At 71.7% G+C, this 25,825-nt stretch carries 24 protein-coding genes; 6 read left to right on the top strand and 18 right to left on the bottom strand.

Annotated elements, in window-relative coordinates; translation table 11 throughout:
* Window positions 1-2: 2 nt before the first annotated feature.
* The 11 genes from AC2D9U_RS09450 to AC2D9U_RS09400 form a co-directional block, all read right to left on the bottom strand.
* Window positions 3-1,112 carry a glycosyltransferase family 2 protein gene (locus AC2D9U_RS09450; RefSeq protein ID WP_484748227.1) on the bottom strand — a complete coding sequence of 370 codons (1,110 nt, stop codon included), beginning with the start codon at window positions 1,110-1,112 and terminating at the stop codon, window positions 3-5.
* Window positions 1,113-1,115: 3 nt separating this feature from the next.
* Window positions 1,116-1,964: a lysophospholipid acyltransferase family protein gene (locus AC2D9U_RS09445; protein WP_484748225.1), complete on the bottom strand. Its 849-nt coding sequence runs from the start codon at window positions 1,962-1,964 to the stop codon at window positions 1,116-1,118.
* A gap of 153 nt (window positions 1,965-2,117) precedes the next feature.
* Window positions 2,118-3,701 (bottom strand): phytoene desaturase family protein, encoded by a 1,584-nt coding sequence (locus AC2D9U_RS09440; protein ID WP_484748223.1) that lies wholly within the window; start codon window positions 3,699-3,701, stop codon window positions 2,118-2,120.
* 257 nt (window positions 3,702-3,958) lie between these two features.
* Window positions 3,959-5,548, bottom strand: a complete 1,590-nt coding sequence (gene crtI, locus AC2D9U_RS09435; RefSeq protein WP_484748380.1) for a phytoene desaturase family protein — start codon at window positions 5,546-5,548, stop codon at window positions 3,959-3,961.
* Window positions 5,549-5,605: 57 nt separating this feature from the next.
* Window positions 5,606-7,231, bottom strand: coding sequence for an acyl-CoA dehydrogenase family protein (locus tag AC2D9U_RS09430; protein ID WP_484748222.1), 1,626 nt, complete (start codon window positions 7,229-7,231; stop codon window positions 5,606-5,608).
* Window positions 7,228-8,370, bottom strand: coding sequence for an FAD-dependent oxidoreductase (locus AC2D9U_RS09425; protein ID WP_484748220.1), 1,143 nt, complete (start codon window positions 8,368-8,370; stop codon window positions 7,228-7,230). The genes AC2D9U_RS09430 and AC2D9U_RS09425 overlap by 4 nt, the downstream gene beginning before the upstream one ends.
* Before the next feature lie 46 nt (window positions 8,371-8,416).
* Window positions 8,417-9,253, bottom strand: a complete 837-nt coding sequence (locus AC2D9U_RS09420) for an aldose epimerase family protein (RefSeq protein ID WP_484748219.1) — start codon at window positions 9,251-9,253, stop codon at window positions 8,417-8,419.
* A complete protein-coding gene (locus tag AC2D9U_RS09415; RefSeq protein ID WP_484748218.1) occupies window positions 9,250-10,086 on the bottom strand; it encodes an NAD-dependent epimerase/dehydratase family protein in 837 nt (278 codons plus the stop codon). The genes AC2D9U_RS09420 and AC2D9U_RS09415 overlap by 4 nt, the downstream gene beginning before the upstream one ends.
* 15 nt (window positions 10,087-10,101) lie before the next feature.
* Window positions 10,102-11,400: a TRAP transporter large permease gene (locus AC2D9U_RS09410; protein WP_484748216.1), complete on the bottom strand. Its 1,299-nt coding sequence runs from the start codon at window positions 11,398-11,400 to the stop codon at window positions 10,102-10,104.
* Window positions 11,401-11,404: 4 nt separating this feature from the next.
* The gene (locus AC2D9U_RS09405) at window positions 11,405-11,923 is read right to left on the bottom strand and encodes a TRAP transporter small permease (protein ID WP_484748214.1); all 519 of its coding nucleotides are present in this window, start codon (window positions 11,921-11,923) and stop codon (window positions 11,405-11,407) included.
* A gap of 59 nt (window positions 11,924-11,982) precedes the next feature.
* On the bottom strand, window positions 11,983-12,969 hold the full coding sequence (locus AC2D9U_RS09400) for a TRAP transporter substrate-binding protein (RefSeq protein ID WP_484748213.1): 987 nt from the start codon (window positions 12,967-12,969) through the stop codon (window positions 11,983-11,985).
* 160 nt (window positions 12,970-13,129) lie between these two features.
* On the opposite strand from AC2D9U_RS09400, the gene AC2D9U_RS09395 reads away from it, so the two are divergent.
* Window positions 13,130-14,482, top strand: a complete 1,353-nt coding sequence (locus AC2D9U_RS09395; protein WP_484748379.1) for an amidase — start codon at window positions 13,130-13,132, stop codon at window positions 14,480-14,482.
* A gap of 107 nt (window positions 14,483-14,589) precedes the next feature.
* Here AC2D9U_RS09395 and ltnD read toward each other — a convergent pair whose 3' ends face one another.
* From ltnD to AC2D9U_RS09380, 3 genes are all read right to left on the bottom strand, one after another.
* On the bottom strand, window positions 14,590-15,507 hold the full coding sequence (ltnD, locus tag AC2D9U_RS09390) for an L-threonate dehydrogenase (protein ID WP_484748212.1): 918 nt from the start codon (window positions 15,505-15,507) through the stop codon (window positions 14,590-14,592).
* 85 nt (window positions 15,508-15,592) lie between these two features.
* Window positions 15,593-16,462 carry an aldose 1-epimerase family protein gene (locus tag AC2D9U_RS09385; protein WP_484748211.1) on the bottom strand — a complete coding sequence of 290 codons (870 nt, stop codon included), beginning with the start codon at window positions 16,460-16,462 and terminating at the stop codon, window positions 15,593-15,595.
* Window positions 16,459-17,385, bottom strand: coding sequence for a 2-dehydropantoate 2-reductase (locus AC2D9U_RS09380; RefSeq protein WP_484748210.1), 927 nt, complete (start codon window positions 17,383-17,385; stop codon window positions 16,459-16,461). Before AC2D9U_RS09380 ends, AC2D9U_RS09385 begins: the two co-directional genes overlap by 4 nt.
* A gap of 111 nt (window positions 17,386-17,496) precedes the next feature.
* Here AC2D9U_RS09380 and AC2D9U_RS09375 point away from each other — a divergent pair, with 111 nt between their 5' ends.
* From AC2D9U_RS09375 to AC2D9U_RS09360, 4 genes are read left to right on the top strand one after another with little or no spacing between them, the layout of a single operon-like run.
* Window positions 17,497-19,131: an efflux RND transporter periplasmic adaptor subunit gene (locus AC2D9U_RS09375; protein WP_484748209.1), complete on the top strand. Its 1,635-nt coding sequence runs from the start codon at window positions 17,497-17,499 to the stop codon at window positions 19,129-19,131.
* The gene (locus tag AC2D9U_RS09370) at window positions 19,132-19,878 is read left to right on the top strand and encodes an ABC transporter ATP-binding protein (RefSeq protein ID WP_484748208.1); all 747 of its coding nucleotides are present in this window, start codon (window positions 19,132-19,134) and stop codon (window positions 19,876-19,878) included. It begins immediately after the preceding gene.
* The gene (locus AC2D9U_RS09365) at window positions 19,875-21,197 is read left to right on the top strand and encodes an ABC transporter permease (protein WP_484748207.1); all 1,323 of its coding nucleotides are present in this window, start codon (window positions 19,875-19,877) and stop codon (window positions 21,195-21,197) included. Before AC2D9U_RS09370 ends, AC2D9U_RS09365 begins: the two co-directional genes overlap by 4 nt.
* Before the next feature lies 1 nt (window position 21,198).
* Entirely contained in the window at window positions 21,199-22,068 is an 870-nt protein-coding gene (locus AC2D9U_RS09360; RefSeq protein WP_484748206.1) for a class I SAM-dependent methyltransferase, read from the top strand.
* Between the two features lie 36 nt (window positions 22,069-22,104).
* Here the strand turns inward: AC2D9U_RS09360 and AC2D9U_RS09355 are convergent, their stop codons facing one another.
* From AC2D9U_RS09355 to AC2D9U_RS09340, 4 genes are all read right to left on the bottom strand, one after another.
* On the bottom strand, window positions 22,105-22,914 hold the full coding sequence (locus AC2D9U_RS09355; protein ID WP_484748205.1) for a DUF4394 domain-containing protein: 810 nt from the start codon (window positions 22,912-22,914) through the stop codon (window positions 22,105-22,107).
* 99 nt (window positions 22,915-23,013) lie between these two features.
* Window positions 23,014-23,685: an anti-sigma factor gene (locus tag AC2D9U_RS09350; RefSeq protein WP_484748204.1), complete on the bottom strand. Its 672-nt coding sequence runs from the start codon at window positions 23,683-23,685 to the stop codon at window positions 23,014-23,016.
* Window positions 23,682-24,221 (bottom strand): sigma-70 family RNA polymerase sigma factor, encoded by a 540-nt coding sequence (locus AC2D9U_RS09345; protein ID WP_484748203.1) that lies wholly within the window; start codon window positions 24,219-24,221, stop codon window positions 23,682-23,684. Before AC2D9U_RS09345 ends, AC2D9U_RS09350 begins: the two co-directional genes overlap by 4 nt.
* Before the next feature lie 99 nt (window positions 24,222-24,320).
* A complete protein-coding gene (locus tag AC2D9U_RS09340; RefSeq protein ID WP_484748202.1) occupies window positions 24,321-24,959 on the bottom strand; it encodes a hypothetical protein in 639 nt (212 codons plus the stop codon).
* Between the two features lie 34 nt (window positions 24,960-24,993).
* Between AC2D9U_RS09340 and AC2D9U_RS09335 the strand changes: the two genes are divergently transcribed.
* Entirely contained in the window at window positions 24,994-25,824 is an 831-nt protein-coding gene (locus tag AC2D9U_RS09335; RefSeq protein WP_484748201.1) for an aldo/keto reductase, read from the top strand.
* Window position 25,825 lies beyond the last annotated feature (1 nt).

Below are 25,825 nucleotides of genomic sequence, written 5' to 3'. Positions count from 1 at the left end.
CGTCAGGCCGCGTTGCCGGAATAGGCGCGGCCCTTCCAGCCGGCCGGCTTGCCCATCAGCCCGCGCACCAGCGCCGTCCACTGGATCGCCAGCGCCACCGCCACCGTCACCGGATGCAGCGGGATGGTCCACCAGGGTTCGCGCACGCGCAGGGTCACCGCGGCGCGCAGGGCGAAGCCGATGGCCAGCGCGAGGATCGCCGCCGTGCTGCCCGGCAGGAAGACGAAGGGCCAGAGATGCGCGCCGGCCAGCATCACCGTCCAGATCGGCAGGCCGACCGGCGTGGCCATGCCCTCCCGCGCATTCTTGATGAAGCCGCGCCAGGATTCCGCGAAGCCGGTATACATGCGGCAGGTGGCCAGCCCCGCGCCCTCGACGATCTCGGTGGCGAGGTCGCGCTCACGCATCCGGCGCGCGAGCGCCAGCCCGTCATGCAGCAGGCCCTTGATGGCGGTGTGCCCGCCGGTGGCGAGATAGGCCTCGCGCTCCACCAGCAGAAGCTGGCCGCAGGCCGCCGCCATGCCCGGGCGCTTCGTGAACGCACGGCCGCCGCCGGGCAGGTAGCAGAACAGCAGGAAATTGATGAAGGGCACCGTCGCCGCCTCACCGAAGCTGCCGATCAACTGGCGCGGCACGCCCGTGACCATGGCCGCGCCGGTGCGCGCGGCATGGCCGGCCATGTCGGCGGCGGCATTCGGCGCCAGGCGCACATCGGCGTCGATGTAGAGGAAATGCGTGCCCCGCGCGGCCTCCGCCAGGCGGGCGCAGGCATGCACCTTGCCGGTCCAGCCGGGCGGCAGGGTGGGTGCCACCTGCAGCCGCACGCGCGGATCGCGCGCCGCGATGGCCTGCACGATCGCCGGCGTGCGGTCGGTGGAGCCGTCATCCATCACGACCACCTCGATCGCCACGCCCTGAGAGGCGAGGGCAGCGTCGAGGCAGGCGGCGATGTTGGCTTCCTCGTTGCGCGCGGGAATCAGGATGGAGACGAGCGTGCCGGTGGCGGGCTTGCCCTCGGGCGGGCGCACGAGGAAGAGGTTGATCACGCCCATCGTCGCCGGGAAGGTGGCCAGGAACAGGGCGATCCACGCCCAGGTGAAGTCCATCGTCATCCTCTAGATCCGCTCCCGCCCCGGTTGTTGCGGGGATTCGTGCTGCGGGTCGTGCCGCGCGTCAAATGTTTTGCCGCGCAGGGCCGCGCGCAAGCGGCGCCAGCCATCATAGATTCCGCCCATGCCCTCCTTCCCGCGGAGCAGCGCGTGGAAACGCGCCGGGTCGCGCGCGATGGCATCCTCCGTGAGGCGATCCATGGTCGCGCCCAGCGCGGCCGAGAGCGCGCCCAGCCGCGCCTCCCGGTCCAGCGCCAGCAGCTCGGCGGCGGGGATAGCGGGGCCGAAGGCGGCCAGCATCTCGGCCTTGCGCTCGGTCCAGAAGGGATAGTCGAGCGCGAGCGGAATGAAGAGCGCCTCGGGCGCGATCTCGGGCAGGCGCGACATGCCGATGGCGATGGGCACGGGGCGCTCGCGCACATCCGAGAAACGGCCGGGCGCATTCATCCAGAGCATGTGCCCGGGCGCGGCCAGCACCTGCTTCGCGTTGCGCAGGAACAGGGCCGCGCCGCGCGGCGTGCCGGTCTCGATGCCGAAGACGCCCAGGCGCCGCATGAAGCCGTAGCGGTTCAGCGCGGCCGCATCCATCGGGATGAACATGCGCCGCGGCCTGAACAGCGCCTGGGAGAGCAGCATGAAGGCCACGCCGTCCCACCAGCCCGGATGGTTCGCGAAGACCACCAGCGGGCGCTCGCCATACTCAACCGGCATGCCCCATTGCGCGACGCGCGCCGCACGCATGTGCTTGCCGAAGAAGCGGGAAAACATGAAGTGGAAGAACGCCATGCGCCGCGGGTCGTAGAGCGCGACGGGATCCGCCGCGTTCTCCTTCCTGCCTGGCGCCACGGCGTTCATGTCTATTGCGCCCTCAAACGTCGTGCCGCAGGCACGCCTGCGGCGTGACAGGCGCCGGCATCCGCCGGCTTGCCTTCGCGCCACTTGGCGCGGCGGCCATTCGGCCGCTCGGCCCGCATCGCGGGCCGCCGTAAGTCTGTTCCTGCAATGTCGTCACTCCGCCGCGGCCAGTTCAGCCTCGCGCCGGCCTGCCTCGCGCGCCGCGTCGCTCATGCCGCGCCCGCCGCGGTCGCGGTCCAGCGCGTCGGCGGCGATCCAGCCGGACATCATCACCATCGGCATGCCCGGACCCGGATGCGCGGCCCCGCCGCACAGATAGAGCCCCTTCACATGCTTGGAGCGATTGCCCGGCTTGAAGGCGCCGGTGAAGCTGCCGTGGCTCGCCAGCCCGTAGATCGCACCATCCAGCACCTTGTAGCGGTTGTGGATATCGACGGGCGTGAGATGCCCCTCCACCACGATCCGCTCCTCGATATCCTCCATCCCCGCCGTGCGCTTCAGCTTGTCGAGGATGGTCTGGCGATAGGCCGGCAGCATCTTCGACCAGTCATGATGCGGGCGCAGATGCGGCGTGTGCACCAGCACATAGAGCGCCTCGCCCCCCGCCGGCGCCGTGGTGTCGTCGCTGCAGGAGGTGGCGGCGAGATAGGCGGTGGGGTCGGGCGCGGGCTCGCCCTTCTTGTAGATCGCGTCGAACTCCTCCTCCGCATCGCGGGAGAAGACGAAGCAGTGATGCGCGAGGTGATCGTAGCGCTTGTTGAGGCCGAGATAGAGCACCACGCCGCTGCACGCCGGCTCGAAGCCCTTCTTCTCATACTTGCGGCCCACATCGCCGCCGACCAGCTCCTTGTAGGTGCGGATCGCATCCATGTTGGAGATCACGGCATCGCAGGCGATGCGCTCAGAGCCGACATAGACGCCCTTCACCGCGCCATCCTGCACGTCGAAGCCCGTGACCTCACTGTTCGGGCGCAGATCGGCGCCCAATTCGGCGGCGAGCTTCGCCAGCCCCTCGGCCACCGCGCGCGTGCCACCCACCGGATACCACACGCCCTCGCTGGCCTGCATGTCGCCGATCGAACACACCACCGCCGGCGCCAGATAGGGCGAGGAGCCGATATACTGGCAGTAATGGTCGAGCATCTGCGCGAGGCGCGCATCCGGCACATGGCCGCGAATCACCTTCGCCGCGGTGGAGCCCATGCGCAGGCTCAACACATCGCGAATGGTGGACGGGTTGAGGTTGGCCTTCATGTCGATTGTGTCGGTCACACCCTCGACCGGACGCCAAAAGAAGAATTTCTCCGACACCCCATGCAGGTGCCGGCTCTCCTCCTGGAACTTCCGGTAGCCCTCGCCCAGGCCACGGCCCGGCGCGAACTTCTCGATCTCGGCCTGCATCGTCGCGACATCGGCCATGAGGTCGATCTGCGTGCCGTCCTCGAAGAAACAACGCCACTGCGGATCGAGCCGGATCAACGGCAACTCCCGCGCCTGGTCACGCCCGGCCTCGGCATAGATCCGGCGCAACACGCGCGGCACGGTCAGGATGGTCGGCCCCATGTCGAAACGGAACTGCCCCGAGCCATCCGGCGCATCGAGATGCAACACCGCGGCCTTGCCACCAAGCCAGGGATTCTTGTCGAGCAGCGTCACCTTGTGCCCGCGCGCCGCCGCCACCGCCGCCGCCGCGAGACCACCCAGACCACCACCGACCACCACCACACGATCCGCCATGCGCGCATCCCTCCGTAGGCTCGAACCTTAGCATGTTGGGGCGGTTCGCCAGGGGGCGCTGCCCCCTGGACCCCCGGCCGGGGAGCCTGAGGCTCCCCGGACCCCACCGTTAGTCTTAAGCGGGGAGAGGGAGGGGGGCCAAAGTGCCCCCCTCCCTCTCCCCGCTGAACTGACCGAGGTCCAGGAGGCTAAGCCTCCTGGTGGGGGTTCCAAGGGGGCAAGGCCCCCTTGGCCAGCGCCCCCAACCTGCTCAGCGTTCAGGCCTCCGCGGGGGTCGCCGTGGCGAGCGGGCTGCCGGGGACGGGCAGGCTCGAGGCGCCGGACAGGCCGAGGTCCTGGGCCAGCAGGCTTGTCGTGATGCGGGCCCCTTCGTAGATCACGGGCAGGCCGCTGCCCGGGTGTGTGCCGCCGCCGACCAGGTAGACGCCCTCGACGTCGCGGAAGCGGTTGCCCGGGCGGAACAGCAGCATCTGCGGCAATTCGTGGCTGAGGTTGAAGGTGGCGCCATAGCCCACCGCGAAGTCGCTTTCCCAATCCTGGGGGGCGACGATGCGTTCGTACTTGATGTGCTGGCGGATGTTGCCGAGGCCGAGCACCTTCAGCCGGTCAAGCGCCACTTCGCGGAAGCGGGCCGACTGGGCGGGCCAATCGGGCTGCTTGATCAGGTTCGGCACGGGCACGAGGACGTAGAGCGCGGAGTGGCCCGGGGGTGCCATCGTCGGGTCCGTCGCGCCGGCGTGCTGCACGTAGAGCGAGGGGATCTCGGGGATCGTGCCGTTCTCGATCTGGCCGATATTCTCGCGGTACTGCTCGGAGAGGATGACATTGTGGTGTGCGACATCCGGCAGCGGGATGTCGAGGCCGAGATAGAGCATGAAGGTCGAGCAGGAATAGCGCGCCTTGCCGATCTTCCTGTCCTTCCAGCCGCGGCGCAGATGGTCGGGGATGAGCTTCGGTATGGCGTGCGCGAAATCCGCGTTCACCACCACCGCGTCGTAGTCATGCCGCGCCCCGCCGATCTCGACACCCTTGGCGCGCTTGCCCTCGAAGGCGATGCGATCGACCGGGGTGTTGAGCCGGAATTCCGCGCCCATCCGTTCCGCCACGCGCGCCATGGCGTTGGAGACGGCGCCGCAGCCGCCGATCGGGTGGAAGACCCCGTGCTCGTATTCCAGGAAGGAGAGGATGGTGAAGAGTGCGGGGCATTTGAACGGGCTCATGCCCAGGTATTTGGTCTGGAAGCTGAAGGCGAGGCGCACGCGCGGGTCGCGGAAGTGCCGGCCGAGGTCGCGGTCCACGGTGGACCAGGGCTTCATCAGCGGCAGCGCCTTCAGCATGTCCGGCCGCACCATGTCGGCGGCGGTGGTGAAGGCGCGTTCCAGCACCGGCTTGAAGGCAGCGAGCTTGGCGCGGTTCTCTTCCATGAAGGGGCGCAGCCCCTTCGCATCCTCGGGCGAGAAGCGCGCGATCTGCTCTTCCATCCGCGCGAAATCGGCGCAGGCGTCGAGCATCTGGGCTTGTCCGCCCTGTTCGAAGATCAGGCGGTATTGCGGGTCGAGCCGCCGCAGATCGACTTCCTGCTCCAGATCCGCCCCGCAGCGGGAGAAGATCTCCTTCAGCACGCGCGGGTAGAGGAAGAAGGTGGGCCCCAGGTCGAAGCTGTAGCCGCCGGGAGAGGTCAGGGTGCGGGTGCGCCCGCCCACCACCCCATCCTTCTCATAGACCGTGACCCGGGCGCCGGAGGCGGCCAGCATCATGGCGGCGGCGAGGCCCCCCGGTCCGGCGCCGATGATGGCGACCTTCCGACGGGGGCGGTGCAGGGCGGGGGTGGAGAGGGCGGCTGTCATGACGGTCAAGACCAGATGCGGGCGAGCCGCTCGGCTGCAAGAGGCATGGATCGCGGGTTAGCGCAGCCCGGGCGGCGGCGCCAGCGACCCCTGGCCAATTTCCGTGCATCGCGCCTCCGCACGCGGCATCAGGCGCGCGAGGTAGAAGCTTGCGATTGCGGCATGGTCAGGCTCGGCCGCGGCGGCGCGCACCAGCATCCACCCGCCCAGCAGCCAGCCGCAGGCCTCCAGATAGGGCACGGCGAGGGAGTTCGCGGCTTCCGCGTCGCTCGCCACCAGGGCGATGAGGCTGGACGTGGCCTCGCCGACCCGCGCGGCCGTGCCGGCCAGGCGCGGATCGGCCGCGGCGACCTCGGCCAGCAGGGCGCGCATCGCCGCCCCGCCATCCTTGGCCACCTTGCGCAGCATCAAATCCAGCGCCTGGATGCCGTTCGTGCCCTCATAGATCGGCGCGATGCGGGCGTCGCGCAGCACCTGGGCGGCGCCGCTATCCTCCACGAAGCCCATGCCGCCATGCACCTGGATGCCCAGGGAGGCGACCTCCACCCCGCGATCGGTGCACCAGGATTTCACGATCGGGATCAGCAGCGCGAGTCGCGTGGCCGCCGCCTCATCGTGCAGGAGGTGATGGCGGTCGAGCGCGGCGGCGGCTTCCAGCGTCAGCAGCCGCCCGGCCAGGGTGATGGCGCGCATCTCGGCCAGCATGCGGGCGACATCGGCGTGCTGGGCGATGACCCGGCCAGATTGGCTGCGCTGCGCCGCATAGGCCTGCGCGAGTTCCAGCGCCCGCGCCCCCTGCCCCACGCCCTGCACCCCCACGCCGAGCCGCGCGGCGTTCATCATGGCGAACATGGCGTTGAGCCCGCGATGCGGCTCGCCCACCAGCTCGGCCTCGGCCCCATCGAACAGCATGATGCAGGTGGGCGAGGCGTGGATGCCCATCTTGTGCTCGATGCCGCCGCAGCGCAGCGCGTTGCGCGTCCCGTCCGGCAGGATCTTCGGCGCGGCGAAGAGCGAGATGCCGCGCGAGCCCTCCGGCGCGCCGGGCAGGCGGGCGAGGACCAGGTGCAGGATGTTGGGCGTGGTCTCGTGCTCGCCCCAGGTGATGTAGATCTTCTGCCCATGCAGCGCGTAGCGGCCATTCGGCAGCGGTTCGGCGCGGGTGCGCAGCGCGGCGAGGTCGCTGCCCGCCTGGGGTTCGGTCAGGCACATGGTGCCGTTCCAGGCCCCGGTGACGAGGTGCGGCAGGAAGCGCGCCTGCTGGTCCGCCGTGCCGTACTGCACCAGCAGGTCGATCGCCCCCGCGGTCAACACCGGCGCCAGGAAGAAGGCCATGTCGGCGGCGGAGGCGAGCTCCGTCACCGCCGTCCAGATGCTGTGCGGCAGCCCCTGCCCGCCATGCGCCTCGGGGGCGGAGACACCCTGCCAGCCGCTGTCGATCCAGGCCTGCATCAGGGGCGTGTAGTGCGGCGGCGTGGTGACGGTGCCGTTCGCGTAGCGCGCGCCGTGGCGGTCCGCCTGCTGCCAGCCCGGCGCCATCTGCTCGCGCGTGAAGCGCGACGCCTCCTCGATCAGCGCGGCGATGTCCTCGGCGCCGAGCGGCGCGCCGGCGGCCTCGGTCAGGCCGGGCAGGTCGATGACCTTGGTCAGGCCGAGGATGAGGTCCTGGGTCGCGGTGGTCATGCGGCGATATCCTCGGGGAGCAGGCCGGGGGGTGGCGGGGTGCGCCCGGCCGCCCAGCCGGGCAGGACAGCGGCCAGCGCGGGGTCGGCCGCGGCGCGCGCGACCGCGAGGCCGAGCAGCGCGCCGAACTTGAAGCCATGGCCGGAGAAGCCCGACATCACGAAGCCGCGCGCGCCGAGGGGCTCGACCACGAAATGCTCCTCCGGCTCCACATCGTACCAGCAGGCGCCGGCCGAGAGCACGCGATAGGCGCCGAGGTCGCGGATCCGACCCCGGGCGAGGCCGAGGATGGCCTCGATCTCCGCCGGGGTGACCTCGCGCGGCCCGTCCGGGTCGTGGGTGGCGGCGAATTTGTGATCGCCGATCTTGAGCGGCGTGCCCGCCACGGGCGGGACGGCGTAGAAGCCATCGGTGGTGCCGATGTCGAGCAGCATGGGCGCCCGCGCCCAGGCCTCGGCAAGGCCGGGCGGCGGGGCGAGTCGCACCACTACCTGACGCGTGGGGCGCACCCGCGCCGCAAGCCCCGGGATCAGCCTTGGCCCCCAGGGCCCGGCCGCGACCACCACCAGCTCGGCGCCCAGAACCCGCCCATCGGTGAGGCTGAGCCGCCCGGCCGCGCCATCCACCTCGCGCACCGTCGCGGTCTCGAAGGCAACGCCGCGGCGCGCGAGCAGCGCGGCCAGGATCTCGATGATGCGCCGCGCCAGCAGCACGCCGCCGCGCGGGGTATGGAAGGCGCGGGCGATGCCCTCGGGCGCGAGGAAAGGGTAGCGCGCGGCGACCGCCGCGGGGGTCAGGTCCGTGACGGCATGCCCATCCCCGGCCAGCGCCGCGTGGCTGTCGGCGATCCATCCCCCGGTGCCGCCGGCGAGCGCCAGCACGCCGGTCTCGACAAGCGGGCTCTCTCCGGCCTCGGCGAAGAGGCGCGCCCAGGCGCGATAGGCCGGGTCGATCATCCGCATGTAGCCGGTCTCGGCGCCATAGGCGTGGCGGATCAGCCGGTGGTCATCCACCGAGGAGCCGCGCGGGTTCGGCACCGGATCCTGCTCCACCACCCGCACCGCCCAGCCGGCGCGCGACAGCGCCCAGGCGGTGGAGAGGCCCATGATGCCGGCGCCGAGGATGAGTGCGGTTCGCATGGCGCGAGTGTCGCGCGTCGGGCGCCGCTTGGGGAGGGGGGCGCCCTCAGCCCAATTCGAGCCGCGCCGAAAGCGTGGCGCCGGGAGCGAGCACATGCATCGGCCCGTGCCGCGCCGCCTCCGGCCGGTTCGGCGCATCGGGGGCGTGGCTCACCGGCTCGACGCAAAGGATGCCCGCGCCCTGAGGCGCGAAGACCTGCAGGTTGCGCGCCCAGGCGCCCTCGGCGCGCAGCGTCAGGTTGAGCCCATCCGGGCGGCGGATCTCCGCCACGCCCGACCAGCCGGCGAAATGCGTGTCCAGCCCATCGAGTGCGGCATCGGCGCCGACCAGCCCGGCGCAGGGGCGTGGGTCGATCGGCAGGGTGCGGTGGTCGCGGTCGAACACCGTGGTGGCGACGAAGCGCAGCGCCGTGCCGGGCGGGCGGGCGAAGAAGGGATGCCAGCCGAAGCCCATCGGCGTCGGCACGTCGCCGGTATTGCGCAGGCCCATCCGCAGCACCAGGCCCGCGGGGCCAAGGCGGACCAGCAGCTTCGCCTCGCCATGGAAGGGCGGGCTGTCGAGCGTGACCGCGAGTTCCGCGCTGTCGGCGTCGCTGGCCAGCACGCGCCAGGGCAGGTCGCGCATGAAGCCGTGCAGCGCGGTGTTCTCATGGGGGCGGTTGATCGGCATCTGCCACAACCTGCCCGCCACGGTGATCCGCCCGGCATCGAGCCGGTTGGTCCAGGGGCCCATCCAGAAGGCGCCGTGGAAGCCCTTGTTCGGATCCGCGCCGGCCGGCACGGGCAGGATCACGTCGCGCCCCTGATGGGTCAGGGAGGTGAAGGCCGCGCCGCGCGCAGGGTCGAGGACGGCCTTCCAGCCTGCGGAGTCGAGGCGAATCATTCGAGCGAGAACTGGTCCTTCGGCGAGAAGCCGCCCTGGCGGGTGTATTCGATCGAGCAGTAGCCGCCGCCCTGGTAGCGTTCCTCGACCGGATCGTCGCTGAGGATGTGCCCGACCTCGGCACGGAAGGCCTCGGCGGAATCCTCGGGCTGCCAGCCGATGCGGTCGCGGTGGTCCTTGCCCCAGAAGCTCGCCGGATTCTTCGAAGCACCCCAGATCACGCAATGACCCGTGCGCGGGGCCTCGATGCAGCGGATCATCATGCGCGCGAGGTCGGCATAGCTCAGCCAGGTCGCCATCATCCGCGCGTTGATCGGCTTGGGGAAGCAACTGCCGATGCGGACATTGACGTTCTCCACGCCATGCTTGTCCCAGTACATCCGGCCCATCAGCTCGCCATAGACCTTCGACAGCCCGTAATAGCCATCGGGACGGAAAGCGCAGTCGGCATCGAGCAGCTCGGCATTGCCCGAGGGCCGCGCATGGAAGCCGATGGAGTGGTTGGAAGAGGCGAAGACGACGCGTGCCCCCTCGCGCCGCGCGGCCTCGTAGATGTGGTAGAGGCCGCGCAGGTTCGGGCCGATGATCTCCTCATAGGGCCGTTCCACGGCGACGCCGCCGAAATGCAGGATGGTGCCGCAGCCCTCCGCCTGGCGGACGATGGCGAGCGATTCGTTCAGGTCCGCCTTCACGAAGCGCGCGCCCGCGGGCAGCGGATCGGGGAAGGGCGCGATGTCGGTAAGCCGCAGCGTATAGCCCGCCGCCGAGAGCTCGCGCGTCAGCATCCGGCCGAGATTGCCCGAGGCGCCGGTGAGAAGGATCGGTTTGGTCATGGGTGGTGTTCCTGGTCAGCCGCCATAGCCCAGCAGAAGGCGCGGCAGGGTGAGCGAGACTTCGGGGACATAGGTGGTCAGCAGCAGCGCCACGAGGATGGCACCCCAGAAGGGCCAGATGGTGCGCATCACCTCCTCCATCCGGATGCGCCCGATGGCACAGCCGACGAAGAGCACGGCGCCGACCGGTGGCGTGGTCAGGCCCAGGCCGAGATTCATCATCATCACCATGCCGAACTGCACGGGATCGACGCCGATGGCCGTGACCACGGGCAGGAAGATCGGCGTGGTGATCAGGATCAACGCCGCCATGTCCATCACGCAGCCCAGCAGCAGCAGGCAGAGATTGATCATCAGCAGGATGACCAGCGGGTTGTCGCTGATCGCCAGCATCGCATCCGTCAGATGGTCCGGCAGGCGATACAGCGCGAGCAGATAGGCGAAGGCCGTCGCCGTGCCGACCAGCAGGAACACCACCGCCGAGGTCCGCACCGAGGCCGCGACCGCGACCTTGAAGCTTTCCCAGCTCAGCGCGCGATAGACCAGGATGGTGACCGCCAGCGCCCAGATCGTGCCGAAGGCGGCACTCTCCGTCACGGTGAACACGCCCGAGAGCACGCCGCCCAGGATGATCACGGCCGTCATCAGCCCCGGCAGCGCATCGACGAAGCGCCAGGCCAGGGCGCGGAAACCGGCCCAGCCCTCGGCCGGGTAGCCGCGGCGCACCGCCATGATGTAGGCGGCGAGCGCGAGGAAGGCGCACATCATCACGCCCGGCACGATGCCGGCGATGAACAGCGCCGTCACCGAAACCCCGCCGCCTGCCGCCAAGGAGTAGAGAATCATGTTGTGGCTGGGCGGGATCAGGATGCCGGCGATGGAGCTGGTGACCGTCAGCGCCACGGCATAGTCCACGCCATAGCCCTTGGCCTTCATGGCCGGGATCAGGATGGTGCCGGTGGCGGAGGTATCGGCCACCGCGCTGCCCGAGATGCCGCCGAAGAGCATGGAGGTCGAGACATCGACCATGCCCAGGCCGCCGCGCATCCAGCCCACGCAGGCCGAGGCCAGCGCCACCAGCCGCCGCGCGATGCCGCCATGCAGCATCAGCTCGCCCGCGAAGATGAAGAAGGGGATGGCGAGCAGCGAGAAGATGCTCATCCCGCTTGCCATCTGCTGGAAGGCGACCGCCGGGTTCAGGCCTTCCCACAGGAAGCCGGCCAGGGCGGCGATGCCGAGCGTGAAGGCCACGGGTACGCCGGCCACGATGCCGAGGACGAAGACGGCGATGATCAGCAGCAGGCCGAATTCCACGCGACTACTCCAGGAAAGCGGCGGCGATGCCGCGCTGCTCGGGGGCGCCCTTGCGCTTGATGTCGAGCAACACCTGCTCGAGCGAGAACAGCGCGATCAGCCCGCCGCAGACCATCAGCGGCACATAGGTCCAGCCCTGCGAGATGCCGAGCAGCGGAATCCGGAAGTTCCAGACCATGTCCACGAGTTCGCGCGAGTGGATCATCATCATCAGCCCGAAGACGCCGACCAGGGCATCGCAGCCCACCGCGATCCAGCGCTGCGCCTGGGCGGGCAGGCTCTCGCGGAAGCCCAGGACGGAGAGGTGGAAGCGCTCGCGCACCCCCACCGCCGCCACGGGCAGCGCGATGGAGAGGATGGCGAGCGTCGCCGCGCGCTCGATCCAGGTCGGCGTGTCGTTCAGCACGTAGCGGCCGAAGACCAGCCAGCCCATCATCGCCACCAGCCCGACCAGCGCGACGCCGGCAACGACGATGACGATGTGGCAGAACCAGTCGAGCAGGCGCGAGAATCCGGCCAGCATCGCGGTGTCCCCTCAGGATGAAGGCGGGGCGGCGGGAATGCCGCCCCGCCCGGGTGGTCTCAGGGCAGGGCGCGGATCTGCTGCACCAGGCCCGACAGGCGCGGATTGCTGCCGGTGTACTTCTCATAGACCGGCGCCATCAGCGCGGCCCAGGGCGCACGGTCGGCGATCTCGATCACCGTCACACCGGCCGCCACCACGCGCTGGCGGGACACGGTCTCACGCTCCGCCCAGAGCTGGCGCTGGAAGGTCGCACTCTCGCGCGCCGCATCGCGCAGGATGTTGCGCTCGGCGTCGTTCAGCCGCTGCCAGCGCTGGCGGGAGACGGCCAGCACCTCCGGCACGTTGGAATGCTCGGTCGTGGTGTAGAAGCGCGCGACCTCGAAATGGCGCGTGCTCTCATAGCTCGGCCAGTTGTTCTCCGCGCCGTCGATCACGCCCGACTGGAGCGAGGTGAAGACCTCGCCGAAGGGCAGCGGCGTCGGGTTCGCACCCAGCGCGCGCATCAGGTCGATCCAGAGGTCGGAGGTCTGGACGCGGATCTTCATGCCGCGCAGGTCGGCGGGCGTGCGCACCGGGCGGGTGGTGTAGAGGCTGCGCGCGCCGGCGTCGTACCAGGCCAGCGCGATGATGCCGATGGCCTCGAGATCGCGCGCGATCTCCGCCCCCGCCACGCCGTCGATCGCCGCATGGCTGTGTGCCACGTTGCGGAACAGGAAGGGCAGCGTGACCACGTTGGTCGAAGGTGCCAGGTTGTTGAAGGGCGAGAGGTTGAAATTGGCGAAGTCGATGCTGCCGAGGCGCATCTGCTGGATCGCCTCATCCTGCTGGCCGAGCTGCGCCGAGTGGTAGGTGCGCATGCGGATGCGGTTGTTGGTCCGCTGCATCACCAGCTCGCCGAACCGGTCCATGCCGCGGCCATTCGGATAGTCGGCGGCGTGGATGTTCCAGCCGCGCCATTCCTGTGCCTGGGCCTGCCCCCCCGCGAAGGGAAGCAGGGCAGCGGCGGCCAGGGCGGCCGCACGCACGAATCCAAGGGCCTTCATGGTGTTTTCCTCCTCGCGCCCACGGCCGGTTCGCCGCAGCGTCATATGACATCATACAAGTAGGTCGGGCCCGCCTGTCAAATGCCGGCCCCATCCGCGCCGGAAGGGTTGCCCCCCGCCGCGCTTGACCGCAGCATTGCGCCCTCAAGCCGGGATGGAAATCAACATGTCACACGGAACCATCGCCGAGGCCGCCGCGGATCTCGCCGCCGGACGCACCTCCGCCCTGGCGCTGGTCGAGGACGCCCTGGCGCGGATCGCCGATCCGGCCGGCGAGGGTTCCCACGCCTTCCTCGCCGTGCATGCCGATACGGCCCGCGCCACCGCCGCTGCCATGGACGCGCTCCGCGCCGCGGGCCGCGCGCCCAGCCCCTATGCCGGCATCCCGATCAGCGTGAAGGACCTCTATGACGAGGCCGGCCACGTCACGCGCGGCGGCTCCAGGGCGCTGGAGGATGCGCCCCCCGCCACCGCCACCGCCCCTGCCGTGGCAAGGCTGGAGCGTGCGGGCTTCGTCGTGCTCGGGCGCACCAACATGGTGGAATTCGCCTTCTCCGGCCTGGGCGTGAACCCGCATTACGGCACGCCGAAAAGCCCCTGGGACCGGGAGACGGGCCGCCTGCCGGGCGGGTCATCCTCCGGTGCCGCGGTGGCGACGGCCGATGGCATGGGCTTCGCGGGGCTCGGTTCGGACACCGGCGGGTCCTGCCGCATCCCGGCTGCCATGTGTGGGATCGTCGGCTGGAAGCCCACCGCCGCGCGCGTGCCGCTGACCGGCACGCTGCCGCTCTCCACCACGCTCGACAGCCTCGGCCCGATCGCGCGCTCGGTCGGCTGCTGCGCGCTGCTCGACAGCTACATGGCCGGCGAGGAGGCCTTCCGCCCGGCGCCGCCGATCCCGGTGGCGGGGCTGCGGCTGGCCGTGCTGCAGGGCTATGTGACCGAGGGCTGGGACGACACCGTCAGCGCCACCTTCGAGGCCGCGCTCTCCCGCCTCGCTGGCGCGGGCGCGCGCATCGACCTGCTGAACGTGCCCGAACTGGCCGATATCCCCAAGGTGAATTCGGCGGGCGGCTTCGCGGCGGCCGAGGCCTTCGCCTGGCACCGCAAGCTGATCGGCATGAAGCGCAGCGCCTATGACCCGCGCGTGCTCTCGCGCATCGAGCGCGGCTGGCTGATGTCCTCGGCCGACTACATCGCGCTGGGTGCGGAGCGCGCGCGAATCATCGCGGCCTTCGCGCGCGCCACCGCGCCCTTCGACGCGGTGGTGATGCCGACCTGCCCGGTGATCCCGCCCGCCATCGCCGAGGTCGCGGCCGATGCCGACTACACGCGGCTCAACATGGCGCTGCTGCGCAACCCGACGGTGGGCAATTTCCTCGACCGCTGCGCCATCAGCCTGCCCTGCCACGCCCCGGGCGAGGCGCCGGTCGGCTTCATGCTGATGGGCGAGCACCGCGGCGATGCCCGCCTGTTTGCCGTGGCGGAGGCGGTGGAAGCCGCGCTGCGTTAGTTTTTTCGCCCTCAGACGCCGGGCGCAGCCTCCGGCTGCTTGGCTTCGCCGCATAGGCGGCCTCGGACCGCTGCGCGGTCCGCCGGGCGCTCAATGCAGCGGCGGGATCACTTCCCACCCGGCAGCGTGATGCCGGTGAGCGCGGCGAAGACGCGGATGACGAAGCCATCATCGGCGCGGCCATGGCCCATGGCACTCGCCGCCGTGAACAATTGCCGCGCCTGGGCGGCCAGCGGCACGGGGTGATCGAGCGCGCGCGCCATGTCGGCCACGAGCCCGAGATCCTTCACGAAGATGTCCACCGCCGAGCGCGGCGCGTCGTCGCCGGTCAGCACGCGGGCCATGCGGTTCTCGAACATCCAGGAATTGCCCGCGGCACTCGTCACCACGTCGTAGAGCGCCTGCGGATCGGCCCCGGCGCGGATGCCCAGCGCCATCGCCTCCGCCGCGACGGCGATATGCACGCCGGCGAGGAGCTGGTGCACCACCTTCACCGTGGCGCCGATGCCGACCTCGCTGCCGAGTTCCCACACCTTGCTCGCCACCGCATCCAGCACCGGGCGCGCCGCCGCGAAGGCGGCCGCGCTGCCCGAGGCCATCACCGTCATCGCGCCCTCGGCCGCCTTGGCCGCCCCGCCCGAGACCGGCGCATCCAGCCAGAGCAGGCCCAGCGCCTCCGCCCGCGCGGCGAGCCGCTTGGCTTCCTCGGGCGACATGGTGGCAGAGGAGATCACCACCGCGCCCGGGGCGAGGCGCGGCGCGGCGCCTTCCGGCCCGAACAGCGCGGCCTCGGTCTGCGCGGCGTTGACCACCAGCACGACCACGGCCGCGAGCCCCTGCGGCAGGTCGCAGGCGCGGCCCACCGCGGCGCCACCGGCGGCGATGAAGGCATCGCGCGCGGTGGCGGAGAAATCGCAGCCCGTGGTGGCCAGCCCGGCGCGGTGGCAGGACAGCGCCGCCCCCAGGCCCATCGCGCCCAACCCGATCACACCAACCTGCATCGCGGGGTTTGCCTTCTCGTTCATCGGAAAATCAGCACCAGGATCTGCGTGATCGCGACGACCACGACGAGCACCATGACGATGCGGTTCAACGTGGACATCGGCGGCATCAGGCGGACCCCTCGATCGACACGCGCCAGCTGAAGCGGCGGCTCTCGCCCGGTGCCAGCAGCATCATGCCGGGCTTGTTCCAGAAATCCGTCTCATGCCCGGCGATGTCGGCATAGCCGGCCCAGGGCTCGATGCACAGGAATTCGGCGCCCGGCTTCATCCAGATGCCGAGCTGCTCATAGCCCTGCCAAGCCACTTCCAGCGCGGGCGCGCCCGGCGCGGTGTAGGTGACGCGACGCGAGGCCGGGTTGAGCATCACGAAGGCGCCGGCCTCGAACAGATCCTCCCGCAGGCCGAGGCTGCGCCCGTTCAGCGGCAGCGCCTGCGGCGTGGGGTCGAGCAGCCCCTCCGCGCCAGGGCGGTAGCAGGGGGCGGGCTCATCCTGTTCGAAATCCAGCCGGTGCGCGGGCTTGCTGCCGCCGCCGGGCAGCGGCCAGCGGAAGGCCGGGTGCGCGCCGATGTTGCAGGGCAGAACCCCCTCACCGGTATTCGTCACGATGGCGGTGTTGCTGTAGCTCGACCCATGCACGGCGTGGATCACCTCCAGCCGGAAGGGGAAGGGGAAGCGCGCATGCGTCGCCTCGCCATCGGTCAGCTGCAGGCGGCAGGCGGTGGCGGTCTGCTCCACCAGGGTGAAATCCAGATCGCGGGCGAAGCCGTGCTGGCCCATCGGATAGGGCGCGTCACCGAACCAGGCCGTGTCCTGGCGCAGCCGGCCGACGATGGGAAACAGCAGCGGCGCGTGGCGCGGCCAGGCCGGCCCGGCCTGCCAGAGGAATTCCCGCCCCGCCGCATCCTTCAGGCTGGCGAGTTCCGCCCCGTGCTTTTTCACCGTGACGGACAGCGCAGTGGTGGCAAGGGTGATCATGGGAGTCGTCCGGCCTCGCGGCGCTGGTCGAAGGCGCGGGCGTGCAGATGGGCGAGGTCGTGCAGGGTCGGGTCCACCCCGGCGGTGCGGGCGGCGGCGGCCAGCCAGCCCAGGATATGGTCGGCCTCCGTCCGGCCGCCGGCTTCGAGGTCACGCAGCATGGAGGCGGTGTAGAGGCTGGCCCGGTCGGTGAAAAGCGCGCGGTAGCCGGCCAGGAATCCCTCCTCCATCACATGCCCATGGGCGGCGGCGATGGCGGCGTTGCGGGCCAGCAGGGTGAGCAGGAAGTCCTCGCCGCCAGCCCGGCAGATCTCGCCCACATTGGCGCGCATCAGCACCGTGGCGGCGGCCACCGTGCCCAGATGCACCAGCTTCTGCCACATCCGGTATTCGATGTCGGGCACGGCCTCCGCCACCAGGGCCGGGCCCTGGCCGAGCGCTTCGGCCAGCGCGGCGGCCCGCCCATCCTCGTGGCCGGCCTGCGCGCCGAAGGTCAGCCAGCGCCAATCGCCCAGGTGCCGCACCTCGCCCTCCGGCGTCAGCGTCGCCTGGCATTTGGCGAGGCCCCCCCAGACGCGCTGCGCCCCGAAGGCGGCGTTGAGTGCTTCCATATGCGCGAGCCCGTTGAGCACCGGCAGCACCCGCGCCCCGGCCTCGACCGCCGGGCGGATGGCGGCGATGGCGGGCTCGAGATCATAGGCCTTGCAGCTCAGCAGCACGGCGTCATAGCCCGGCCCGGCCTGCGCCACCGTGGTCACGGGCCGGGCGATGTCGCCCAGCGGGCTTCGCACCACGAGACCCCGCTCGGCGAGTTGCGCGGCGCGGCGCGGCCGCACCAGGAAGGCGACGTCGAGGCCGCGTTCCAGCGCCCGTCCGCCGAAATACCCGCCCAGCGCGCCCGCCCCCAGCACCAGCAACCGCATCCTGCTTCCCCCGATTCGTCGCGGCCTTGATAGGCGCCCCCGCCCGCGGACGGAAATCCCCGGATGCACAGCCGACACATCGGCGTTACACCAGGGCCGCAGGATCAGGCCATGCGACGCGCGATATTCGGCATTCTCCTTCTCGGCGGGTTTGGCGGCGCGGCCTATTGGGCCAGCAGCGAGGCCGCGCCTGCATGGACCCAGGGCTGGGTTCCCGCCTTCCTCAAGGGCGGCGGCGCGGAAGGCCCGCGCCTGCGCAGCGCCGAGGTGGATCGTGGGCCGATCAGCGCCGTGGTCGCCGCCACGGGCACGGTGAACCCGGTGCTGAGCGTGCAGGTCGGCAGCCAGCTCTCGGGCCAGATCCGCGAGCTGAATGCCGATTTCAACACCCGTGTGACGGCCGGCCAGCAGGTGGCGAAGCTCGACACGCGCACCATCGAGGCCCGCGTCGCCGCCGCCCAGGCCGATCTGCAATCCGCCGCCGCCGCCGTGCTGGTGGCCCAGGCCCAGGCCGAGCGCGCGGTGGCGGACCTCGCCTCCGCCCGCGCGCAATCCATCTCCGCGGCCGCCCGCGCCGACAGCGCCGATTCGCAATTGCGCGACGCCGAGCAGGAACTCCGCCGCGCCACCGAATTGCGCAGCCGCGGGGTGAATGCCGAGCGCGACCTGTCGCGGGCGCAATTCCTGGCCGAACGCCTGCGCGCGGAGCTGGCCTCCGCCCGCGGCGCGGTGGCGCAGCAGGAGGCGATGATCCTCGCCGCCGAGGCCGCGAGCCGCACCGCCGCGGCGCAGGTCACCGCCGCCGAGGCCGCCCGCGCCCAGCGCGCGGCGCTGCTGCAGCAGGTGGAGGTCGATCTCGCCAACGCCACCATCCGCGCGCCCATCGATGGCGTGGTGATCTCGCGCAATGTCGATCTCGGCCAGACGGTCGCGGCCAGCCTGCAGGCGCCGATCCTGTTCATGGTCGCCGCCAGCCTCGATGAGATGGAGGTCTGGGCGACGGTGGATGAAAGCGACATCGGCCGCATCCGCCCCGGGCAGGAGGTGAGCTTCACCGTCGCCGCGCATCCGGGCGTGAACCTGCGGGGTACGGTGAAGGAGATCCGGCTCTCCCCCACCACGGTGCAGAATGTGGTGACCTACACCGTCGTCGTCACCGCGCCCAATGCCGGGGGCCGGCTGCTGCCGGGCATGACGGCGACGCTGCGCATCATCACCGACCAGCGCGCCAATGTGCTGCGCATCCCCAACGCCGCGCTGCGCTGGCGGCCCGCCGGCACGGCGACCGAGGGCACCGCGCCGCCGGCGGGCGGCGGCGGGCCGATCGAGCAGGCGCTGCGCGAGCTCACCGACCTCACCCCCCAGCAGCGCGCCGAGATCACCGCCGCCCAGGCCGAGCTGCGCGAGCGCCTGGCCAGCCTGCCCCAGGATGCCGAGGCACGGCGCCAGCAGGCCCAGGCGGCGCGGCAGCGCCTGATCGCGCGCTTCAACGCGACGCTGACCCAGGAACAGCGCACGCGGCTGGCGGAGCTGCGCGGCAGCGCCGGCCGGGCCGGCGCGCCAGGCACGGCCTATGTGCTGGACAGCGAGGGCGCCACCCCTCGCGCCGCCACGCTGCGCCTGGGGCTGACGGATGGCACGCTGACCGAGGTGATCAGCGGGCTGGAAGAGGGCGCGCGCATCGTCGTCGGCACCGAGCGCAGCACGGCGCCGCGCCCCACCGCCACCGCCGCGCGGCCCTTCTGAATGACCGCGCTGATCGAAACCCAGGGCCTGACGCGGCATTACGGCAGCGGCGAGAACCGCGTGGTGGCGCTGCAGGAGGTGAGCCTCGCCATCCCGCCGGGCGCCTTCGTGGCCGCGATGGGGCCGTCGGGGTCGGGCAAATCCACCTTCCTCAATCTGATCGGCTGCCTCGATCGCCCGACCAGCGGCAGCTATCGCCTGGCGGGCGAGGACACGGCCGCGCTCTCCCCCGACCGGCTGGCGGAATTGCGCTCGCGCCGGCTCGGCTTCGTCTTCCAGAGCTTCAACCTGCTGCCGCGCATCGATGCGCTGGCCAATGTCGAGTTGCCGATGGTCTATCGCGGCGTGGCGCGGCGCGTTCGGCGCGACCGGGCGGCGGAGGCGCTGGCGCTGGTGGGGCTCGGCGACCGCATGGGGCACCGCCCCACCCAGCTCTCCGGCGGGCAGCAGCAGCGCGTGGCCATCGCGCGCGCCCTGGTGAACGGCCCCGATCTGCTGCTGGCGGATGAACCCACCGGCGCGCTCGATTCCTGGACGGGGCTCGAGATCATGGCGCTGTTCCAAGGCTTGAACCGGGCCGGCGTCGCCGTGCTGATGGTGACCCACGACCCCGACGTGGCCGCCTTCGCCGGGCGCTCCCTGCGTTTCCGCGACGGGCGGCTCGTCTCGCATGTCGAGCAGGCGCCACGCGACGCCGCCGCCGCGCTGCTGGACCTCAAGGCCGATGCGCCAAGGGAACCGGCATGAACCAGACGCTCAAGCCGCAGCCCGTCGCCGCCCCCGCCTCGACCCGCCCGCGCGCGCTCGCGCCGCTGGGGCCGACGCGCGCGGGGATGGACCCGTGGGAGGCGCTGCGCAGCGCGCTCGCCGCGCTGGCCGCCAACAAGCTGCGCGCGATGCTCACTGCGCTCGGCATCTTCATCGGCGTCGCCGCGGTGATCGCGACCGTCGCGGTCGGCGCGGGGGCGCGCGAGCAGGTGCTCGCGCAGATCCGCTCGCTGGGGTCGAACCTGCTGCTGGTCGTGCCCGGCAGCGTCAATGTCGGCGGCGTGCGGCTGGGGGCGGGCGGGCGGCAGAACATGACCTGGGACGATGCCCGCGCGATCGAGCGCGACATCCCCGCGGTGGAGGTCGCCGCCGGGTCCATCCGCTCGACCCAGCAGGTGGTGGCGGGCAACCAGAACTGGTCCACCGTCGTCTTCGGCATCGATCCCGAATACCTGGTCGCGCATGACTGGGTGATCGCCGAGGGCCGCGCCTTCCTCCCCGAGGAGGCGGCGGGCGGGCGCAAGGTGATCCTGCTCGGCGCCACCGTCGCCGAATCCCTCTTCGGCGACGAGAACCCGGTGGGCCGCGAGATCCGCGTGCGCTCCACCCCCTTCGAGGTGATCGGCGTGCTGGGCCGCAAGGGGCAGAGCCCGATGGGCTCGGACCAGGATGATGTGGTGATGATGCCCTTCTGGACCGCGCGGCGCAGCGTGATGGGCGCCTCCCGCGCCTGGTTCCGCGCCGTCAACGTCATCAGCGTGAAGGTGCATGAGGGCGAGGATCTGAAGGCGACGGAGGAAGCGATCCGCGCCCTGTTCCGCCAGCGCCACCGCGTGGCGGCGAATGAGGCCGACAGCGTGCAGATCCGCAACCTCGCCGAGATCGCCGCGACGCGCGACGCCTCGGCGCGCACGCTCTCCACCCTGCTGGCGGCGGTCGCCGCCGTCTCCCTGCTCGTGGGCGGGATCGGGGTGATGAACATCATGCTGGTGAGCGTGACCGAGCGCACGCGCGAGATCGGGCTGCGATTGGCGATCGGGGCGAAGCGGCGCGACATCCTCGCGCAGTTCCTGCTGGAAGCCGTGCTGCTGGCCCTGCTGGGCGGTGCGGCCGGCGTGGCGGCGGGCATCGGGGTCAGCCATCTGATGGCCGAGGCGGCGGGCTGGCCGGTGCTGGTGCAATGGGATGCGGTGGCGCTTGCCGTGGGGGTGTCGGGGCTGACGGGGCTGTTCTTCGGCTATTGGCCGGCGCGCCGGGCCGCGCGGCTCGACCCCATCCAGGCGCTGCGCAGCGAGTAGCGTGGAGCTTCCCGTCTCGCCGCTTCGCTACGCGGCCTTCCTGCGCGCCATGCTGGCCGACCTGGCCGCCGCGCCCTGCCGGCCCGGGCGCTTCGGCGTGCTCGAGGCCGGGCTGGAGGCCGCGCCGGAAGGGATCGGCATCGAGCTTGGCGTCTATCGCGGCGCGAGCCTGACCCATGCGGCGCGCCGCCAGCCCTGGCGCCGCTTCCACGGCTTCGACAGCCTCACCGGCTTCCCCGAGGATGGGCGGCCCGATTGGCGGCATGATTTCGCGCTGCGCCGCGCCCCGCGCCTGCCGGCCAATTGCACGCTGCATGTCGGCTATTTCGAGCAGACGCTGCCGCCCTTTCTCGCCGCGCTCGACCAGCCGGTCGGCGTGGTGAACCTCGATTGCGACATCCACTCCTCGGCCCGCTTCGCGCTGCTGGCGCTGGCGCCGCATCTGCGCCCCGGCGTGGTGCTGCATGTGGATGAGGCGGTGAACTACGACACATGGCTGTGGAATGAGAGCCTGGCGCTGTTCGAATTGCTGGAGACGCGCGGCCTCGGCATCGCCTGGCTGGCCCGGCAGGGCGCGGTGCGCGGGCTGGAGACGACGCTCACGATGCTGGAAGCCGGGCGCTACCCGGCCTGGGCGGATGATGTGGCGGCGGGCTTCGCGCGTGGCGCGGTGGGGGTGCTGACGGCCGCGCCCGTGGTGCTGGACCTGGCCGGCGCGGTGCCCCTGGTGCCGCGGCTGCTGGCGCGCACGGCGGCGCATCGGACGGGCACGCAAAGGCGGCGGGATTGCCACCCGCTGGCCGCGGACCAGCCACCGCCGCCCCGCCCGAAGGCCTGGCAGCGGTGGCTTCGCCCGCGATGGGGGGTGTGAGGGCTGGGGACCCCCATCGCCCCGGAGGGTGGAGAGTTACCTCCAGGCGGCGATGTCGATGACCTCGGCCGTGGGCAGGCCGGCCACGGCGCCCAGCGCGGTCGGCGCGCCGGTCTCGAGATTCACCGTGTGCAGCGTCGCGCCGACCAGCACGAAGCCGCGGTTCATGCCCTGCGCGTCGGTCAGGATGTCGAAGGCGATGCCGGCGGGCAGGCTCATGCCGAGGCTGCCGCGCACCTGCTGCACGCCGTCATTCGGCGGCGCCTGCAGGTTGAAGACGCCGAGCAGCGTGTCGATGGTGTAGAGCGCGGTGGTCGGGGCCGGCGTCGCGCCAGCCACGGGGGCGACGCTGTTGGAATAGGCGCCGGCCGTGATGCGCGGGCGCGTCTCGGCATTCGGGCTGCCCACCGCGTATTTCAGCTCGCCATCGCGCACCGCCTCGCCGGTCTCGACATTCACGCGCAGATTGACGCCGCTCATGCCCATGAGGCGCAGGCGGTTGGCGACCGGGTTGAAATCCACCACCGCGCGCCCGCCGCTCTCGAAGGCCGTGTTGAGGCGGGAGACCTGGGTGGCGCGGCCGCTCATCGGGTCGATGGTCACGATCTGCCCGCGCTCGGTCACGCCCCAGAGCTTGCCGTCCTGCGGGCGCTGGTCGATGCCCAGCAGGCGGCCCTCGGCGCCGGTGATGCGGATGGGGGCGCCGGCGCGGCGCGTCTCGCTGTCGATGCGCACCAGCGCGTTGTCGGCGGTCAGGCCGATCAGCGTGGCGGCCGCGGCGGGCGCGGCCTGGGCGGCGGCGATCATCGCGCTGGCGGCGATGGCAAGTCGAAGGGTCGGGCGCATGCTCTGTCTCTCCGTGACATGGCGCGGGGCCCTGTGGCCTCGCTGCTGGCGTTACGGAGGAAGGGCGCGGGCTGGATGCAGCCCGGGCGAAAAAAACAATCAGGTACCCGATGCGGGTGTCAGGCGGCCGATGAACTGGATCGGCCCGGTGGGCCGGCCGGTGGGCGAGCCGCCCGGCGGTTCCAGCGTGATCTCGATCAGCATGCCCGGGCTGGGGCGGATGGTGGTGGGCCGCACGGTGACGCGCCCATCCGCCGGGATCAGGCCGAGCGAGGTCGGCACCGTCTCGCCCTGCGGCAGCGCCCAGAGTTGCAGCACGCGGTCCGGGGGCGCGGGGCGGGTGTTGAGCGAAGCCAGCCGGATGCCCTGCGTATCCGCCTGCACCAGCCAGGCCGGCTGCTCGCGATCGGTCAGCAGCACGGTCATGTAGGCCGGCTCGGGCGCCGGGCGCAGCACCAGGAAGGCGGCGAGCCCGGCCGCCACGGCGCTCGCCCCGAAGGTGCCGAGCCGCCAGGGGCCGAGGCGCTGCCACCAGGGCAGGCGCGGCGCCGGCGGCGCCAGCGCCGCCTCGATCCGCGCCCAGAGGCCGGGCGGCGGTGCCTCGGGCGGGGCGAGGTCCAGCAGGGGGGCGAGCCGCGCCTCCCATTGCGCCACCAGATCGGCCAGCGCGGCATCGCTGGCCAGGGCGCGCGCCACGGCAGCGGCTTCCCGCGCATCGAGCGTGCCGAGGACGTATTCGGCGGCCAGCGCCTCCTTCTCCTCGGGCGTCATGCCAGGCACTCCCGCAGCCGCAGCAGCCCGCGCCGGATCCAGGCCTTCACCGTGCCGAGCGGCAAATCGAGCTTCGCGGCCACCTGCGCATGGCTCAGCCCATGCACGAAGGCGAGCAGGATGCCCTGGCGGTTCTTGGCCTCCAGCGCGGCGAGGCAGGCGCGCAGCCGCGCGCCCTCGGCGGAGGCCGCCACGGCCTCCAGCGCCTCGGCCTCCACGGGCTGGTCGCCGAGCGCCGGGTCGTCGGTGGGAATTTCCCGCCCCCGCGCGCGGGCGAGATCGAGCGCGGCGTAGCGGACGATGCCGGCAAGCCAGGCCGTGGCCGGGCCACGCGACGGGTCGAACTGGTGGGCGCGCTGGGCGACGCGCAGGAAGGCGTCCTGCAGCGCATCGGCGGCCGCGTCGCGGTCGCGCAAGATGGCGTTGGCGACGCCGAAGAGCCGCACGGATTGTCGCTCATAGACCCGGCGCAGCGCCGCGCGGTCACCCGTGGCGACGGCGGCGAGCAGCTTGGCGAGGTCGGTCTCGTCGGTCATGCGCGCCAGACTTGTCCTGCCGGCGGGCGGCGCACAAGCGGCGAAAAAATAAAGTCGCGCGGCTGCATCCGGCGGCGGCGCCGGCGCGTAGCTCTGCCCTCAATTCCCCATCAGGCGCTGGAAGCGCTGGAACATCTCGGGCAGGTTGCCGCCGGTGGCCGGCGGCGGCGGGGCGGCCGCGCCTTCGGGGATCCGCGCCCGGTAGCGGGCCAGCACCTCGCGCGTGCCTTCCAGGCGCAGTTCCACCGGCTCGGCCGCGCCGCTGCCGACGCCCACGCCGACCATCCGCACCAGCACATTCGGCGCGGCGGCGAGTTCGCTGGCGGCGCGCTCGGCATCCTCGGCGCGGGGGGCGCAGACCAGGGCGCGGCCTTCCAGCGTGCAGGGCATCTCGAACAGGCGGTTGGGCGGGAAGCGCAGCTGCGCCGTGCCGGTCAGCGCCAGCATCCCGCGCGAGACCTGCTCGATGGTCAGGTCGCGCGCCACGACCATCGGCACCAGCCGGCCCCCGCGATCGGCCACTTCCAGCACCAGAGAGGAGCCGCCGGCGCTGGCCGCGCGCTCGATCGGCTCGCGGTGGCGCAGCAGGCAATCGGCGCGGTCGGTCATGCGGTCCGTCACGCAGGCAAGGCGCCAGGACCCGACCTCCTCCGGCACGGCGGCGCTGGGCGGGGTCTGGGCAAGCGCCGGCAGGGCAGCGAGCGCGAGCGGAAGCAGCATGGCGGAGAGCGTCTTCATGCCCTTAGATATAGCGCGTGACGGGGGTGATTCCATGACCACGCTATGTCTCGCGGATGGCACGGTGGTGCCGCGCCTGGGCCAGGGCACCTGGCGGATGGGCGAGCGCGGCGGGCACCACGCGGCCGAAATCGCGGCGCTGAAGCTCGGCCTCGACCTCGGCCTGACGCTGATCGACACGGCCGAGATGTATGCCGATGGCGGGGCGGAGGAGATCGTGGGCGAGGCCATCGCCGGGCGGCGGGCGGAGGTCTTCCTCGTCTCCAAGGCCTATCCGCACAATGCCGGGGCGAAGCGCCTGCCGCGCGCGCTGGAGGCCAGCCTGAAGCGGCTGAAGGTGGAACGGATCGATCTCTATCTGCTGCATTGGCGTGGCTCGGTGCCGCTGGCCGAGACGGTGGCGGCGATGGAGGCGGCGCGCACGGCGGGCAAGATCGCGCGCTGGGGGGTGTCGAACCTCGACGTGTCGGATCTGCAGGAGTTGGGCCCGGCGCTGGCCGATTGCGCAACCGACCAGGTGTTGTGGAACCTGCAGGCGCGCGGCGTGGAGTTCGACCTGCTGCCCTTCTGCGCGGCGCGGGGCATGCCGGTGATGGCCTATTCGCCGATCGGCCAGGGGGGGTCGCTGCTGCGCCATGGCGCGCTGCGCGCGGTGGCGGCGCGGCGCGGCGCGACACCGGCGCAGGTGGCGCTGGCCTTCGTGCTGGCGCGGCCGGGGGTGATCGCGATCCCCAAGGCGGCGGACCCGATGCATGTGCGCCAGAATGCGAAGGCGCTGGAGGTGGTGCTCACCCCCGAGGATCTGGCCGAGCTGGACACGGCCTTCCCGCCGCCCACGCGCAAGCGGCCGCTGGAGATGATCTGAG

The sequence above is a fragment of the Roseomonas sp. TF40 genome (genome assembly GCF_057219975.1).
This window is presented reverse-complemented; position numbering and strand designations above follow the sequence as displayed.